14 protein-coding genes are annotated in these 16,725 nt (G+C 60.2%); 6 read left to right on the forward strand and 8 right to left on the reverse strand.

What is annotated here, in order from left to right; all coding sequences use genetic code 11:
* Positions 1-2: 2 nt before the first annotated feature.
* The 8 genes from ISS99_RS22680 to ISS99_RS22715 form a co-directional block, all read right to left on the reverse strand.
* Complete coding sequence (locus ISS99_RS22680) at positions 3-578, reverse strand: D-glycero-alpha-D-manno-heptose-1,7-bisphosphate 7-phosphatase (protein WP_204633858.1); 576 nt, start codon at positions 576-578, stop codon at positions 3-5.
* A complete protein-coding gene (locus tag ISS99_RS22685) occupies positions 575-1,282 on the reverse strand; it encodes a nucleotidyltransferase family protein (RefSeq protein WP_204633859.1) in 708 nt (235 codons plus the stop codon). Before ISS99_RS22685 ends, ISS99_RS22680 begins: the two co-directional genes overlap by 4 nt.
* On the reverse strand, positions 1,269-1,868 hold the full coding sequence (locus ISS99_RS22690) for a D-sedoheptulose-7-phosphate isomerase (protein ID WP_284343641.1): 600 nt from the start codon (positions 1,866-1,868) through the stop codon (positions 1,269-1,271). The genes ISS99_RS22685 and ISS99_RS22690 overlap by 14 nt, the downstream gene beginning before the upstream one ends.
* Positions 1,853-2,881, reverse strand: a complete 1,029-nt coding sequence (locus tag ISS99_RS22695; RefSeq protein WP_204633860.1) for a GHMP family kinase ATP-binding protein — start codon at positions 2,879-2,881, stop codon at positions 1,853-1,855. The genes ISS99_RS22690 and ISS99_RS22695 overlap by 16 nt, the downstream gene beginning before the upstream one ends.
* Positions 2,878-6,906 (reverse strand): methyltransferase domain-containing protein, encoded by a 4,029-nt coding sequence (locus tag ISS99_RS22700; RefSeq protein ID WP_204633861.1) that lies wholly within the window; start codon positions 6,904-6,906, stop codon positions 2,878-2,880. The genes ISS99_RS22695 and ISS99_RS22700 overlap by 4 nt, the downstream gene beginning before the upstream one ends.
* Positions 6,903-8,327, reverse strand: a complete 1,425-nt coding sequence (locus ISS99_RS22705; RefSeq protein WP_204633862.1) for an ABC transporter ATP-binding protein — start codon at positions 8,325-8,327, stop codon at positions 6,903-6,905. The genes ISS99_RS22700 and ISS99_RS22705 overlap by 4 nt, the downstream gene beginning before the upstream one ends.
* Positions 8,317-9,141 (reverse strand): ABC transporter permease, encoded by an 825-nt coding sequence (locus tag ISS99_RS22710; protein ID WP_239538304.1) that lies wholly within the window; start codon positions 9,139-9,141, stop codon positions 8,317-8,319. The genes ISS99_RS22705 and ISS99_RS22710 overlap by 11 nt, the downstream gene beginning before the upstream one ends.
* Positions 9,142-9,322: 181 nt before the next feature.
* A complete protein-coding gene (locus ISS99_RS22715; protein ID WP_204633863.1) occupies positions 9,323-10,501 on the reverse strand; it encodes a trans-sulfuration enzyme family protein in 1,179 nt (392 codons plus the stop codon).
* Between the two features lie 374 nt (positions 10,502-10,875).
* On the opposite strand from ISS99_RS22715, the gene ISS99_RS22720 reads away from it, so the two are divergent.
* From ISS99_RS22720 to ISS99_RS22745, 6 genes are all read left to right on the forward strand, one after another.
* Positions 10,876-11,712 carry a hypothetical protein gene (locus ISS99_RS22720; protein WP_204633864.1) on the forward strand — a complete coding sequence of 279 codons (837 nt, stop codon included), beginning with the start codon at positions 10,876-10,878 and terminating at the stop codon, positions 11,710-11,712.
* Positions 11,713-11,809: 97 nt separating this feature from the next.
* Positions 11,810-12,859 carry a dTDP-glucose 4,6-dehydratase gene (gene rfbB, locus ISS99_RS22725; protein ID WP_204633865.1) on the forward strand — a complete coding sequence of 350 codons (1,050 nt, stop codon included), beginning with the start codon at positions 11,810-11,812 and terminating at the stop codon, positions 12,857-12,859.
* Positions 12,856-13,743 (forward strand): glucose-1-phosphate thymidylyltransferase RfbA, encoded by an 888-nt coding sequence (gene rfbA / locus ISS99_RS22730; protein WP_204633866.1) that lies wholly within the window; start codon positions 12,856-12,858, stop codon positions 13,741-13,743. Before rfbB ends, rfbA begins: the two co-directional genes overlap by 4 nt.
* Positions 13,740-14,297: a dTDP-4-dehydrorhamnose 3,5-epimerase gene (rfbC, locus tag ISS99_RS22735; protein WP_204633867.1), complete on the forward strand. Its 558-nt coding sequence runs from the start codon at positions 13,740-13,742 to the stop codon at positions 14,295-14,297. Before rfbA ends, rfbC begins: the two co-directional genes overlap by 4 nt.
* Positions 14,294-15,229: a dTDP-4-dehydrorhamnose reductase gene (rfbD, locus tag ISS99_RS22740; protein WP_204633868.1), complete on the forward strand. Its 936-nt coding sequence runs from the start codon at positions 14,294-14,296 to the stop codon at positions 15,227-15,229. Before rfbC ends, rfbD begins: the two co-directional genes overlap by 4 nt.
* A 3-nt stretch (positions 15,230-15,232) precedes the next feature.
* Entirely contained in the window at positions 15,233-16,645 is a 1,413-nt protein-coding gene (locus ISS99_RS22745) for a mannose-1-phosphate guanylyltransferase/mannose-6-phosphate isomerase (protein ID WP_204633869.1), read from the forward strand.
* Positions 16,646-16,725: the final 80 nt, after the last annotated feature.

A 16,725-nucleotide genomic window follows, 5' to 3' on the forward strand; every position in this document is an offset into this window, starting at 1 on the left:
ATTCACGCCTCATCGCCCCCATCATCGACAATTCGCGCCACATCGGCCAATGCAGCGTCTACAAAAAACGAAGATCGTACCCCAGCGGCTTTCGCCGCTTCCAAATCGGAGGGCATATCACCCACCAGCACACTACGGCCCAGATCCAGAAACAGGTCATCGGCCGCTGCCAAGAGCATGCCCGGCCCAGGCTTGCGGCAATTGCATTGGACTTTGAACTCGCCAACCCCGAACTCAGGGTGGTGTGGGCAGTAGTACGTTGCAGACAAATGAATGCCCCGCAATTCGAACTGCTCGTGCAACCACGACGTGTATTGACGAAATGCCTCTTCGGAATAGTATCCGCGCGCGATGCCGGCCTGGTTGGTAACGACAACCAGCGCGTAACCCGCAGACGCCGCCGTCTTGCACAGCTCGAAAATACCAGGCACCCATTCGGTTTGATCTGCGGTATGAACGTATCCGTGGTTAACGTTGATCACGCCATCGCGATCCAAAAAAAGCGCCTTTCTCGCCTTTTGGACAACAACAGGTTCGCCGCTTCCCAGAAATACACCGGGCGTCGGTATGCCATTCATCGCGGCACCTGGGAAAACAGCGACTGGGCACGCTCGAAATCTTCCGGAACACCTATGTCAATAAAGTCGCTCGTATCGGTATAGGCAGTTACCGATCGCTGCGCTGCTTGCGGAACGAGCACCGCCTGTTCAAAAGAAAAACTATCGACCCGGGGAAATTCATTAGTCAGACTCCTCGCGATGCGATAGACGCCGGCATTGATCCGCCCTCTGCCCTGAGCCCCTTTCTCCGAAAAACCGACCACTTGGGAGCCAACTGTTTCCACGGCGCCGTAGCGACCGACGTCGGCGACATCGGCAAGCGCCATGCATATTGGCGAACCTTCCCGCTCGGCGCTCCGGTCGAAGTCCTCATAGTTCAAATAGAGAAAGGTGTCGCCGTTGAGGACGAAGAAAGCGTCCCCGACAAGGTGCTTGATTGCCTGCGCGAGCGCACCGCCCGTTCCCAGCGGAACGTTTTCCACCGAGTAGGCCAAGGACATGCCTTTCCAGCTGTCGCCCAGCGTCCGCTCGACCACTTCGGCCAGATAGCCGGTGGCCAGCACGACTTTGCGAATTCCCTGCTTCGCAAGCAGATCGAGCAGGTACTCGATGAACGGCCTGCCAGCCACTGGCGCCAACGGTTTCGGAACATCCTTGACGACACTCTGCAGACGCGTACCGAAGCCCCCCGCAAGGATGATGGCCTCGTCAACCCTTGGCATGGCCGAACATTTCTTGCTCGATCAGTGCGCAGATCAGATGGCCCAGGGCCTCGTGACCTTCTTGAATACGAGGTGTTTCGGTAGAGGGCACGCGGAAACAAACGTCACACTTGTCGCCCATCAGTCCGCCATGCTGCCCCGTGAACCCGATGACCAGCATATCCTTGGCACGAGCAGCCTCGATGGCGCGCAGGACGTTCTTGGAATTGCCCGAGGTCGAGATGGCGAACAGCACGTCGCCCTTTTGACCCAAGGCTTCGACCTGGCGTGCAAACACGTAGTCGTAACCATAATCGTTGCCAATCGCGGTCAAGATGCTCGTATCGGTCGTCAGAGCGATCGCCGGCAGGCCCGGACGATCGAAGTAGAATCGACTGACGAGCTCACCCGCCCAATGCTGCGCATCGGCCGCACTGCCGCCGTTGCCGGCGAACAAAAGCTTGCATCCGGCTTTGAGCGCCGCGACCGAATGCTCGAGGGCCAAGGCGACTTGAGCCGGTAATTGGGCGTCTTTCGACATGTCGGTCAGCAACTGAATCGACTTGCCGAACTCTGCGTCCAGCATGGCTTTTACGTGATTCGCCACGAGGCGGCTCCTTGTTGCGTAAAGTGAAAATCAAGCAGCCGGCCACCCTGCTCGGCAAGTGCTCTGATGAGTCCAATCCGTTTTTCAGGACTGCACACGAACATCATGAAGCCGCCGCCGCCGGCTCCCGAAACCTTGGCGGCGTGGGCGCCGTTGGCAAACGCCACTCGCTCCACTTCTTCGATCAACGGATTGCTGATCGAGCTGGCCATGTTTTTCTTGGCTTCCCAACCGGCCTGGAGCGTCCTGGCCAGACCAGGAAGATCTCCTCGCAGCACGCACTCCTTCATTTGCACGGCCTCCTTCTTGAGACTGTGCATGGCATCAATGGAGGTTTGATTGCCGGACGTGACGTTGCGCGATTGCTGATCGATAATATCTGCAGAAGCGCGCGACACTCCCGTGAAATAAAGTACCAGCGAAGCTTCCAGCTCCGACCACACCCAATCTTTCACGCGAAGCGGGTTTACGATGACCCGATTTTCCGCGTAGAACTCCATGAAGTTGAAGCCGCCGAAGGTCGCGGCATACTGGTCCTGCTTGCCACCCGCCAACTTCAGATCGTTGCGCTCGATTTCGTAAGCAAGATGCGCCACTTCGTACTCACCCAGCGGGAGAGCGTAGTACTCTGCAAAAGCCTGCACCAAGGCCACGACCATCGTCGACGACGACCCCAGGCCGGAGCCTGGCGGCGCATCTGAAAACGTCTGCACTTTCAGAGGCTGCGACTCGCCGGAAAGAAAATCGCGGCATATGCGCGCATGCACGCCTTTCAGCAGTTGCAGCGGGCCGCCCTGGGAGGGAATGGCTCCGCAATCGTGAACTTCGGAAACACCAACGTCCAACGCCTCAAATTCGCATCGACCGGAGTCGGACGGCGACAAAATCGCATAAGCGTATTTGTCGATGGTCACGTTCATCACGCTCCCACCGTACACGTCGCAATAGGGCGACACGTCCGTGCCACCTCCCGCCAGCCCCAGACGCAGCGGCGCCCGCGAACGAACGATCATTGAACAACCTCGATGTGAAATATCTCTGCGAGCGCCTTTCGCATGGAGCGCCGCGAAAAACGCTGTTCGGCATACGCGCTGGAAGAAGCCGACAATTGACGCCAATCTGCGTCATTGGCCAGCAATTCCTGAATGGCGTTGGCGATAGATGTCGCATCGTCCGCCACTCTTGCCACGCTATCCAGCCCATCGAGACCTTGCGCGCCGACGCTGGTCGTGACCAGCGGCAAACCTTGCTGCAATGCCTCTACAACCTTGGATTTGATCCCGGCGCCGAAGCGCAGCGGCACCACGGCCACCCTGCTGTGCTGATAGAAATCGTGCAGGACCTTGTCAGCCACATAGCCGGTCACGACGACGTGCGCAGAGGCCAGCGCCAATACCTTTTCGGTTGGGTTCGATCCAACCAGATAAAGCCGGGCAGAAGGGTTTTTCTCCAGCAATTGCGGAAGAATTTCCTCCACGAGCCATACTGCCGCATCGACGTTGGGCGGATGCCCAAACCCTGCCACGAACAATATGCCCGAGCGTTCGGACAACTCGCGGCCGTCGCCGCCAAATTTGTCGTAGCAATAGGCTTGGATCGCCCGACTCGATACTTTCGGGGCGAGGCGAGCTACCTCCGCCGCTTCATCGGACGTTGGATAGAGCACGAGATCCGATTTGCTCCAAAGATCGCGCTCGATCGCTTCGAACTTCCGCGCCTGCTCGAGGCAGGCAGGTTCCCGGCTTAGTTCGTATTGCTGCAGTAGGCGCGCAAAGTGCAGGTCGTGCCCGTAGTACACGACTCGAGCCTTCGGGGCAAACTGCTTGATCAAATCGATAAAGTGCACGGAAATGTGCGGGCGGCTGAGCAAGACGTGGTCGAGCTGATCGCCGAATTCGCGCAAATACCGCTCGAAGCCGTTTACCCATTGGGCGCCGTAAAGGACTTCCACGCCCATGGCCTGCAACGGCGGCGTATAGCTCGGGTCGAACCAAAGGTTCTCCGGCCAGAATTTGACGGAGCAGCCCAGGCTGCACAAGCCCTGCAGGAACTGCATCATCGTGCGCGACCCTGCATCCCTGTCGGGCTGCGGAACGTAATGATCGATGACGAGTACGACCGGCTTGCTTCCGCTACGCTCCCTCGCCCTGAAAACATTCTGGGCGTTCGGATAATGGCCGTTGGTCAGCTGTTCGTGCCAGCGCTGCAGGAATTTTTTCTGGTTCTCGACCTGGTAGGACTTGATACCGCTGTTTTCGTCCGTGCCGTGGGAGATGCCTTCGTAATGGACCACCTTGGAAAACGGTGTGTAGTAAACCTTCGCGCCCGTTGCGCGAACCTTGAACGCAAGGTCGGAATCTTCGCAATAGGCCGGAACATAAAGCTCGTCAAACCTGCCCACTTCGTCAAACGTGCGCTTGCGCACAAGCAACGAGGCGCCCGAGCAATAGTCAGCCTCTCGCACATAGTTGAATTGAGGTTCGTCGGGATCGGCGAGCCGGCCGAAATTCCAACCGCTGGCGTCGGACCAGATAATGCCCCCGGCCTCTTGCAGTTGACCGTTCGGATAAACCAGCTTGGATCCAACCATGCCGCAATCGTCGAAGCGTTCGAACACGTCCAACATGGCATCCAGCCAGCCGGAAGTGACCTCGGTGTCATTGTTCAGAAAATAGAGGAATTCGCCTCGCGCCATGCCTGCTGCGCGATTGCAGGACCGGATGAAACCCAGGTTTTGCGGATTCACCTCGTAACGAAGCCCCGGCACATTTGCCAGCGCACCGATGTGCTCGTCACCCGAGCAATCCTCTGCCACGATCACTTCGACGTCGACCTTCGGCGCGTTCGCCATGATCGAGCGCAAGCAGGCGGCGGTGTAATCCAGGCGGCCATAGGTCGGGATGATGATGCTGACGACCGGACGCGTGACTTCGGGAAAAGCCAGGTCGGCTGACATCCGAATGGCTTCGTCGGTGGTGGGCGCTTCAATCCGCACCGGCGCGGGCTGCGCCTCTTCCACCTTGCGCATGAGCCATTTTTTGGCGCGCCCCTTGATGGGACCGAGCAGCTTCAAATTCGCCAATTTGCTTCCCCGCAACGAGGTCGCGGCGCCGCTCCAATCTCCGCGCACCAGGCGCCCTGCAAATCGCAGCGGTCGCGTCAGCCGCCACGAATGGGAGCGCTCTATTATTTCGTTCTTTTGCCGCAGTTGCTGAATCTCGTCGCGCAGGGTTCCGATGATCTCGCGGATGTCGCGCTCGTGCCGCTCACGGGATTCGTTCAGCGCAACCTGCCCCTCGAGTTTGCCCTCAAGAGAAGAAATGCGCTCTTTCAACCATTGGTTCTCGGCGTTGTGACTGACGACCTGGTCAGTCAGCGTGAAGTGACGCGAGAGCAGGCTGCCACCCAGCAGCATCTCTTTTTCGTGGTACTCCTCGCCAAAAAGGTTGGTACCCAACCGATCGAGTTTTTGCTCGACCTCCCTAGCCCACTGCTCCATGTCTCCCCGTCCCTGCTCCAATTTCGCAACATATTCAAGTGTAGCCTTGAGCTCATCATATGCAATACCGAGGCGTACATCACGTTCGCGCAGCACAGCCTTGCAGTTATCAGCCTCTCCTTGCGCAGACTTGAGTTCGCCAGCAAGTTCGTCGAGGTGCTTCTCATAGACTGCGGCTCGCTCGGCCAGCGCACGTGCGGAGCACTCCCGCTCACGCTCAAAACTAACTTTGATTTCAATGAGTTGATCATTCAGCGAAGCTACTTCGGACAACAGCAGCAGTTGCTTGGCTTCAAGTTGCTCCCGCGCAGCTTCTGCGCCTGATTGCTCATTGCGCGCCTGCGACAGCGCCAATTCGAGCTCACGCGCCAAAGCCCCCGCTTCGTTGCAGTTTTCTTTCAGTTTTTCTACGTCCTGTTTTGCCTCTGCAAGCTCCTTCGCCAGCACATCCGGCTTCTCGCGGTCCGTCCGCCACAAATTGCGCCAGCCTGCCTTCTCGAAAACTTCATTCAGGCCCCGTGCCCAGGCGGCGGCCCTTTCCTGGTCTTTTGCCGCGTTTCCGTAAGCCTTGCGCAAGTCTTCCAGTTCTTTGTCCAGCCCCCGCGCCCAGCCGATGAGCTCTTCCTTTTCTCCCTGCAAGCGCTTGACGTGGCCGCCAGCGACGACCAACTCCTCGTCAAGCGACTTGCCCCAGTTCATCGCATCGGCATGCTCTTTGACCAGCTGCCCGTGCCTTTCGCGCAATGCCTTCAATTCACCATCGATGCCGACAGCCCAGCGCGCCACTTCACGATGGTGGGTATAAAGATCCTCAGCCTCGGAAAACAGCACAGAAGGTTGCAATCTGGCCGCGGCGTTTTCCTCCAAGGCACCGGCGATGGCTATGAAATAAACGGGATCGCTCAACGATGCCGCCCGCTCCACGACTTCCGACCCGGTGTCCGTCAATGCACCGAGTTGCCGGATGCCGTCGGCGCTTTGCAGGGTGAAGATCGAGGAACCGACGGCAAGTCTCTGCCCGAAATACGTCACACGGTCGAATCGCTCCTTCAAGACCGCATTGAATTCGCCGAAATCGAGTTCCTTGATGTGAAATTCGTTGTGATGGCCGGCCAGCTCCGTGTAAACGACTCGATTCGGAGAGGAAATGATCAACACGCCATCCGGGCGCAGAACCCTGCGGATTTCGGCGATCATCTCTGAATGCCGGTCGTGATGCTCGATGGTTTCGAACGAAACCACGACATCGACACTGTCATCCGGTAGGGGGATTTCCGCCGCGTCGCCGCGCCGGTATTCCAAATGCGGAACATCGCGATATTCGGCCTGGGCGTGCTGAACCGCCTCATCCGAAATGTCCATGCCCGTCACCTTGCGCGCGCTGCGCGCGAGCATGGCGCTGCCGTAACCTTCGCCACAGGCGATATCCAGAACGTCCTTGCCTTCGACCAATGGCGCACACCAGGCATAACGGTGCAGGTGCTCGTGCCTGATTTCGCCGGCCTCGGTAGGTACGTAACGCTCGCCCGTAAACTTCATTCGGTCTCCTCGATACGCTCGATGCCGATCGTGTGCATGGGAATGCCAACGAGACCATGCCGCATCGTGCTCTCGCTTGCCTTGAAGGTAAACGCGTCGTGGATCCAATGCTGTTGGGTGTGGTTTTCCTGCGTTCCGGTCGCTACCGCCGCGTCCACGGAATAATCACCGGTCGGCAATATCGGCATACGAAAGCGAAAGCGCGCAAGGAGCCTTTGCCCAGGCTCTGCCTGGATCAGGTCATCGTGATAGCTGATATAGGTGTTGTCGCCAAACAGGCGCTGTCCCAACCGATCCTTGATGAAGAAGCCGAATATCGGCCGCTGCATGGGCTCGAGCACTTGCGCCTCGATCTCTATGTCAACGAGTTCGCCGCCGTAAGTCATGCGGCAAAGAACGCCCGCTTCGTCGCGCAGCCGCACGTCTTGGATACGCAATGCTCCCGCGCCGAATTCCGAGTTGATGTTCGAAGCATCAAACTCAAAAACTTCAACGAGATTGCGCTGTGCCGTGCCATTGAGGATATCCATCCTCGAATCGACGACATCGGCCGATACTTCGCTGCCACTCGCATCCGGCTTGTCTTCGCCGCGCGTCTTTGACGCGCCAGGCCGAAGAGCGACGCTGTCCCCCAGCGATTTGCGGTCCGCCGCGTGCTGCGCGGCAAGGTACTGCTCGACCACGTCCTTGGCGGCCCCGTCCATGATCATGCGCCCGGAATCCAGCCAGATTGCACGACTGCACAGATTGATCACCGCCGTCGTGTCGTGACTGACGAAGAGAAGCGTGCCGTGCTTCTGGAATTCCCTCAGATAGCGCATGCATTTCTGGGTAAATCGTACGTCGCCTACGCTGAGCGCCTCATCAATAATCAGAGTATCGGCATCCACGTGTGCCGCGATCGCAAAGGCGAGGCGAACGTACATGCCACTCGAATAGGTTTTGACCGGTTGATCGATAAAATTGCCGATGTCGGCAAAATCGACGATCAGATCGAAACGCTTGCGCAGCTCATCCTCGGGAATGCCGTACAGCAGCCCGCTGAGATACACATTTTCTCTGCCGGTAAACTCGCGGTTGAAACCCGCGCCCAACTCGAGCAGCGCAGCAATGCGCCCGTGGACCCGCACGACGCCCTCGGTGGGGTGCAAGGTGTTGCACACCATTTGCAGCAAGGTCGACTTGCCGGAGCCATTGCGCCCGATGATACCGACCGTTTCTCCGCGCCTTACGCTGAAACTTACGTCACGCAGAGCCCAGAACTCGCGAAAGTAACTTTGCTCGACGCGCCCCATGGCACGCCACAGCCGCGGCAAAAGCATCTGCTTGAGCCGATCCGCAGGCTGCGCATAGATTTCATAGCGCTTGCTCAAACGTTCAGCGTAAATGTTCAGATCGTCGAGAAGCATCTCAGAGGACATCCGCAAACCCCTTACGAGTACGCTCGAACCAAGCAAATGCCAGCCATGCAAACACGCACGAACAAAGCAGATACCCCCCAAGCAAGCCCCAATTGGGCAGCTTTCCCCAAACCAGAACGTCCTGCGATGCCTCCACGATGACAGTCAGGGGATTGAGAAGCACGAAATGCTGATACCGGAGCGGAATCACACTCATCGGATACATGATCGGCGCCAGGAACATGAGCGCCGTGGTGATGATTCCCACCGCCTGCTTGAGGTCTCTCAGATAGACACCCAGCGATGCAAAGAGCCACATGATCCCGACCAGGAATGGGACGAAACAGAGCAACACGATCGGAAACAAGACCACCGTCCAGGGGATGTATCCACTTGCAAAAATGGAAATGGCCAGCAACACCAGAGTTGACACCACCAGGTGAAACAGCGCCGACCCCAGCGTGCTCCAAGACAGCGTCTCAAGCGGAAAAACGACCTTTTTGACGAAATTGGGGTTTTCGACGATCAAGGTCGGAGCGCGGTTGGCGCATTCGGCAAACATCGCATTGATGTTCAGACCGGCGAACAGAATCACCGCGAATGAAATGCGCCCTCCCGTCTGCCCCACCCAGTGGGATTTGAAGATGTAGCCGAATACGAACGTGTAAATCATCAGCATCAGCAGCGGGTTGAAGAACGACCACAGCAGACCGATGAACGACCCCCGGTATCGTCCGACCACGTCACGCTTGGACATCTGCCATACCAAGGCAAAGTGGCGCAGCAGCGCCCGATATGGGGAAATAGGATCAACGAGGCGATAAGCTGAAAGCATCTAAGTCATCTACTCTCTAAGTGGACAGCCTTCCTTGAAAGATCGCCCATCTACTGACACACATCTAAGATCGCGTCCTATGCGAACCGCGATGGCCGGCTCCTGGCCGCGTCAAAGACATCAATCCCGCTTTGACTGCGGCATTTTGTCACTCGGGTGGTGCCTTTGCACCACCGCACGCTTAGCTCAGGGCACGCTCTAGCTCGTTGCGCAGATCCACGAGATCTTCTACACCGACCGAAAGTCGCACCAACCCGTCGCTGATGCCCAGCCGCTTGCGGTTGGCCGGCGGCACCGAGGCATGCGTCATGATGGCAGGGTGCTCGATCAGGCTTTCGACGCCTCCAAGCGACTCGGCCAGCGCGAACAATTCGCAGCGCTCAAGCATGCGGCGCGCCTTCTTCAGCCCGCCCTTGACTTCAATGCTGATGATCCCGCCAAAGCCGTCCATCTGCCGACGCGCCAGCGCATGCTGCGGATGACTCTTCAGGCCCGGGTAGATCACGCGCTCTATCGCAGGGTGCTTCTCCAGCCATCGGGCCAGTTCCATCGCACTCGCGCAATGTTCGCGCATGCGCAGATGCAGCGTCTTCAGGCCACGCATGGCGAGAAACGCATCGAACGGCCCCGATACCGCGCCTACGGAGTTTTGCAGGAACGCCATCCGTTCGGCCAACCCGTCCTGGCCGGCCACGACGATCCCGCCAACCATGTCGGAATGGCCGTTGAGGTACTTGGTAGCCGAATGCACCACCAAATCCGCGCCATGCTCCAACGGTCGCTGCAACATCGGCGAGCAGAAGGTGTTATCCACCACCAGAATCAGACCATGCTTCTTCGCAAAGGCGGCCAACTTGCCCAAGTCGACGAGCTTGAGCATGGGATTGGTAGGCGTCTCGGCCCAGATCATCCGGGTGTTGGGTCGCAATGCAGCCTTTAGCGCTTGCGCATCGTTGAGATCGACGAAGCTGAAATCCAAGCCCGCAGAACGACGCCGCACCCGCTCGAACAGGCGATAGCTCCCGCCATAGAGATCATCCATCGCAATGACGTGGCTACCCGAGTCGAGCAGGTCGAGGACGGTGGCAGCGGCAGCCAGCCCCGAGGCGAAGGCGAAGCCTGCACAACCGCCCTCGAGCGCAGCCACGCAGCGCTCATAGGCCATGCGGGTAGGGTTCTGCGTGCGCGAATACTCGTAGCCCTTGTGGACGCCAGGGCTTTCCTGCACATAAGTCGAGGTCGCATAAATGGGCGTCATGATGGCGCCCGTCGCAGGGTCGGGATGCTGTCCCGCGTGAATGGCCAGCGTCCCTGGACCCAGCTTTGCGCCCCCTGCAGGGCCCCCTTTTACTTTTTTCATGCCAGCAGCACCCCGTCGGGCTCGATGTTAACCATTAATCTTACCTGCATGTGCGTCGACAGCAGAGCCACGACGCACCGCGCATTCATTTACCTGCTACCCGGCCACGCAGGCGGATAGACCTTTACCCCTGATATATAGCCAATTCCCGGCGTTCAGCCTATCGACAAGCTGAACCGACCCGCCACCGTGCGTAAACCCTTGGCTTCGGACTCTGTTTTACGGAGTGATCTGAACAGCAACCCTCGCCACGGACCACGGGAAAGCGAAAGCTGTCGCGGAACTTGCAAGCTTTCAGCTATCTTGCGGCTAGCTGTCTCAAATCACCGGCCGTGTTGCACACCCTGCCTTTTATTCTAATAAGAGCCGAGCCCATGCCCGATCACCCCGTTTTAATTCACTATCACATCTTCAAGAACGCCGGCAGCAGCGTGGACGCCAGTCTGCAGCACTCCTTCGGCGATCGATGGGGCAGTTTCGAGGGGCCGCACGCTCACGCTATCCAGTCCAGTGCACAACTCGGCCAGCATCTGGCCGCCAATCCGCAATTGATCGCCATTTCCAGCCACCTGGCCCGCCCGCCCATACCGCATCCCCGTTGCCTGCCGATGGTTTTTATCAGGCACCCGTTGTTGCGTGCCTATTCGGTCTATAGCTTCACCCGCACGGATGCCTCACAACCTTATTCGGACGTCGCGCAGGATCTAGGCTTTGCCGAGTACATCGCCTGGGCGCTCAGGAAGGAGCCCGGCAGCATCGTGATCCGCGACTACCAGGTCGTGCACCTTTCCGACGCCTCGTGGCGCACGAAACACATCCTCGATGCCGAAGCGGGCGCAGCGGATCTGGACCAGGCGTGTCGGCTGTTGACCGAATGGGGTGTAGCGGGCGTCGTGGACCAGTTCGAACTTTCGATCCAGGTCTTTCAGGCCACGTATGGTCCGCATTTACCCGGTCTGGACCTCCACGCGCGCTGGGAAAACGCCACCCACCGAAACCCCGTTGCGGTGGATGAGCGCGTCGATCAGCTCAGGCAGATGCTGGGCAACGGCCTTTATGAAGATTTCATGGAAGCCAATCGCCTCGACCTCGCACTGCATGCGCACGCCCAGTCCGTGCTTGCGTCCGCGGCGCAACGAGAGAAGCTCCGGGTCTCTTCGCCTGTGGATACGAAAGAAGCTGCGCCTATCCACGTTGGAACCGCCGCTTAACCGCGGCCATCATCGGGGCTCGCGCCGGGAAACATCAGGGCATGGCTACACGTTATTGTTTCGTATGACACAATACTGAGCCGTTTCGGAGTCATGCATGAAGACCCTGCTCGTCACCGGCGGAGCCGGTTTCATCGGCGCCAACTTTGTCTTACAGGCCGTTGCCGACGGCCTGCGCATCGTCAATCTCGACAAGCTCACCTACGCCGGCAACCTGGACACCCTGGCCCCGCTGCAAGGCCAAGAAGGGCACGTCTTCGTACAGGGCGACATCGGCGATCGCGCACTGGTAGCCAAGCTGCTGGCCGAGCACCGACCCGAGGCGATCGTCAACTTCGCCGCCGAATCGCACGTGGACCGCTCCATCGACGGCCCGGCCGCCTTTGTCGAAACCAATGTCGTGGGCACCTTGGGCCTGCTCGAATGCGCCCGCGACTACTGGCGCGGCCTGGCAGAGGAAAACAGGGGTGGTTTCCGCTTCCTGCACGTCTCCACCGACGAGGTATACGGCTCGCTGGGCGCCGAGGGCAAGTTTACGGAAACCACGCCTTATGCGCCGAACTCGCCGTACTCCGCTTCCAAGGCGGCGTCGGATCACCTGGTGCGTGCTTTTCATCACACCTATGGGCTGCCCACGCTCACTACCAACTGCTCGAACAACTATGGGCCGTACCAGTTCCCGGAAAAGCTGATCCCGCTGGTCATCCAGAAGGCGCTGGCCGGCGAGCCGCTGCCCGTCTACGGCGACGGCAAGAACATCCGCGACTGGCTGTTCGTCGGCGACCATTGCAGCGCGATTCGCCGCGTACTCGATGCCGGCAAGGTCGGCGAAACCTATAACGTGGGCGGCAACGCGGAGCGCGAGAACATCACGGTGGTGAAAACCATCTGCGCCCTGCTCGATGAGCACCGCCCGTTGGCGGATGGCCGCCCCCGCGAGTCGCTGATCACCTACGTGAAGGATCGCCCTGGCCACGACCGCCGCTACGCGATCGACTCGAGCAAGCTGCAACGCGAGCTGGGCTGGCGCCCCTCGCAGACCTTCGAAAGCGGCATTGCACAAACCGTGCAGTGGTTCCTTGCCAACCAGCCGTGGGTGCAACGGGTACTCGACGGCAGCTACCGAATGGAGCGGCTCGGCACATGAGCATGCACAAGGGCATCATCCTCGCGGGCGGATCCGGCACCCGGCTGTATCCGATCACCCAGGCCGTCAGCAAACAGCTGTTGCCGGTCTACGACAAGCCGATGGTGTACTACCCCTTGGCCACCCTGATGCTGGCGGGCATCCGCCAGGTCCTGATGATCAACACCCCGCACGAGCAGGAGCTGTTCCAGCGCCTGCTCGGCGACGGCTCGCAATGGGGTATCGATATCCGGTACGCCGTGCAGCCTTCGCCCGACGGCCTGGCCCAGGCGTTCCTGATCGGCCGCGATTTCGTCGGCAAGGATCCCAGTTGCCTGGTCTTGGGCGACAACATCTTCTACGGCGTAGGCCTCACCGAGCGACTGAAGCGCGCAGCCGCACGCACGCACGGCGCAACAGTGTTCGGCTATTGGGTTAGAGATCCGGAGCGCTACGGCGTAGCCGAATTCAACGCCGAAGGTCGTGTCGTCGGACTGGAGGAAAAACCTGCCAAGCCCAAATCGCACTATGCCGTCACCGGCTTGTATTTCTACGATGCACGGGTCTGCGACTACGCGGCAGAACTCAAGCCCTCGCCCCGCGGCGAGCTGGAAATCACCGATCTCAACCGCCGCTACCTCGATGACGGCTCGCTGCATCTGGAACAGCTTGGCCGCGGCTATGCATGGCTCGATACCGGCACGCACGAGTCCCTGATGGAGGCGGGCAATTACATCCAGACCATCGAAAACCGCCAAGGGCTGAAGGTTTGCTGCCCTGAAGAAATCGCGTACCTCAACGGCTGGATCGATACGGAGCAGTTGTTGCGCCTGGCCGCACCGCTGGCCAAGACCGGCTATGGCCAGTATCTGCAGCAGTTGTCGAAAGAAGGCGTGGCTCGATGAAAGTGATACAGACCAATCTCCCCGGCGCAGTGGTTATCGAGCCGCAAGTGTTTGGTGACTCCCGGGGTTTTTTCTACGAAGGCTACAACGAGGCCAAGTACCGCGAAGCCGGCATTGACCGCCGCTTCGTGCAATCGAACGTATCGCGCTCGGCCAAGGGCGTATTGCGCGGCCTGCACTATCAGTGGCCCAACCCGCAGGGCAAGCTGGTGAGCGTGCTGGAGGGCGAAGTGTATGACGTGGCGGTGGATATCCGCCGCGGCTCGCCGACCTTCGGGCAATGGGCCGGCGTGATGCTCACCGCGGAAAATCATCGCCACTTCTGGATACCGGAAGGCTTCGCACATGGTTTCTGCGTGCTTTCCGAGCACGCCACTTTCGCCTACCAATGCACCTCGCTCTACGACGCCAAGGCCGATGCAGGCGTGCGCTGGAACGATGCGGCCATCGGCATCGACTGGCCGGTCAGCTCACCGCTGTTGTCGGACAAAGACAACAAGGCACCGCTGCTGGCCGAAGTGCCTGCCGAACGCCTGCCGGTATACGCGGCATGAGGGTTTTGCTGCTTGGCGCCAACGGCCAGCTCGGCCGCAGCTTCATTGAATGCAGTGAATGGGTCAGGCGCGGCAGCCTGGTTGCCGCGACCCGCAACGGACAGCGCTTCGATGGCGGCCCCGCTGAAATCGCCGACATGGCCGCCCCGGACACCTTGGCGGTGCTGCTCGACCGCATGCAGCCGCAGCTCATCATCAACGCCGCCGCCTATACCGCGGTCGACCGTGCCGAACAGGAAGAAGCCCTGGCCACCCGCGTCAATGGCGAGGCAACGGGCGTGCTGGGCCGCTGGGCCGCTGCGCACGATGCCCTGGTAGTGCATTACTCCACCGACTACGTGTTCGACGGCCAGGCCACCCAACCCTACCCGGTCGAAGCGCCCACCGCCCCGCTGGGCGCCTATGGGCGCAGCAAGCTGGCTGGCGAACAGGCCCTGCGCGATAGCGGCGCGGACCACCTGATTTTCCGCACCGCATGGGTCTATGCGCCGCACGGCCACAATTTTCTGCGGACTATGCTGCGCCTGGGTGCCGAGCGCGACGAGCTGCGGGTGGTCGCCGATCAAATCGGCGCCCCGACTTCCACGTCGCTGATCGTGCAAGGCACGCTGGCGGCGATTGAAGCCTGGCAGCAGGCCAGCCCCTCGCAACGGCGCGCCATGGCCGGCACGCATCACCTGGTTGCCGGCGGCCATACCAGCTGGCATGGCTTCGCCTCCGCCATTCTCCATACCGCGCACGCAAAAGGATTGTTGGCGCGCATGCCCAAGGTCACCCCCATCGCCACCGCGGAATTTCCCACGCCAGCCAAGCGGCCGGCCTGGTCCGTGCTCGATAACTCGGGGTTCCAGCAGCGCTTCGGCTATGCTCTGCCCGAGTGGCAGGACGGCCTGCATCACGTCATCGAGAAGCTCCTTACCCAGGCTGGTTGAACCATGCTGATTCCCATGATCCTCAGTGGCGGGAGCGGTACCCGCCTGTGGCCCGTTTCGCGCAGAAACCTGCCAAAGCAGTTCCTCTCGCTCAGCGGGAACGGAACGCTGTTCCAGCAGACGATAGCCCGCACCCGGCTGCTACCGGATGTCGGCGCCCCGATCGTGGTGGCCAGCGAGGATCACCGCTTTCTCGCCGCCGACCAGTTGCTGGAAGCGGGCGTGGAGGGTGCAGCCATCGTGCTGGAGCCCGTGGCACGCAACACTGCCCCCGCCATCGCCCTGGGCGCACTCAAAGCGCTGGAGCGCGATCCGCAGGCCCTGCTGTTGGTGCTGCCCGCCGATCACCTGATCGGCGATACGGAAAACTTCACCGATGCCGTGCGGCAGGCCCTTCCGGCCGCGCGCGACGGCTGGCTGGTGACCTTCGGCATCCGGCCGGACCGCCCGGAAACCGGCTTCGGCTATATCCGTCGTGCCGAGTCCATCGGCGACAACGCCTTCCGCGTAGAGCAGTTCGTCGAAAAACCCGACCAGGCCACCGCGCAGTCGTATCTGGAGCACGGCGGCTACGACTGGAACTCGGGCATGTTCCTGTTCAAGGCGGCCCGCTATCTGGAAGAACTGGGCCAACACGCGCCGGAGATGCTCGCTGCCGTGCGCGCTGCCTATGCCACCGGACGTGGCGACCTGGATTTCGTCCGCGTGGACAAGGATGCCTTCGCCAAGGTGCCGGACAATTCCATCGACTATGCCGTGATGGAAAAAACCGCACGCGCCGCGGTGATTCCGGTGAGCTGCGCGTGGAGCGACATCGGTTCGTGGTCGGCGCTGTGGCTGTCCGGCAAGCACGACAAGCAAGGCAATCAGCGCGAGGGCGACACCCTCACCGTCAATACCCGCAACTCGCTGCTGCGCTCGCACGACCGCCACGTCATCGCCACCGTCGGTGTGGACGACCTGATCGTGGTCAGCACACCGGATGCCACCCTGGTGGCGCATCGCGATGCCGCCCAGGACGTCAAGAAGGTGGTCGACCAGTTGAAGGCGTCCGGGCGCACCGAGCACTCCTTTCACCGCGTCGTGCACCGACCGTGGGGCAGCTACGATTCGCTCGAAGCCGGCGACCGCTTCCAGGTCAAGCGCATCGTGGTCAAGCCGGACGCCAGCCTGAGCCTGCAGAAGCATCATCATCGCGCCGAGCACTGGATCGTGGTCTCCGGCACCGCCGAGGTCACCTGCGACGACAAGGTGTTCCTGCTCACCGAGAACCAGAGCACCTATATCCCGCTGGGCAGCGTGCATCGCCTGCGCAATCCCGGCAAAGTGCCGCTGGAATTGATCGAAGTACAGTCCGGCAGTTACCTCGGCGAAGACGACATCGTCCGCTTCGACGACGTCTACGGGCGCGCCTGACCGGCACACCCTGACATCCGCACGACTTGATCCTGCCGCATTAGACCGCTGCAATAGGCGGGTGCCGCCCCGCATCTCGC

It is taken from the genome of Dyella mobilis (assembly GCF_016904945.1).
Classification (GTDB): domain Bacteria; phylum Pseudomonadota; class Gammaproteobacteria; order Xanthomonadales; family Rhodanobacteraceae; genus Dyella_B; species Dyella_B mobilis.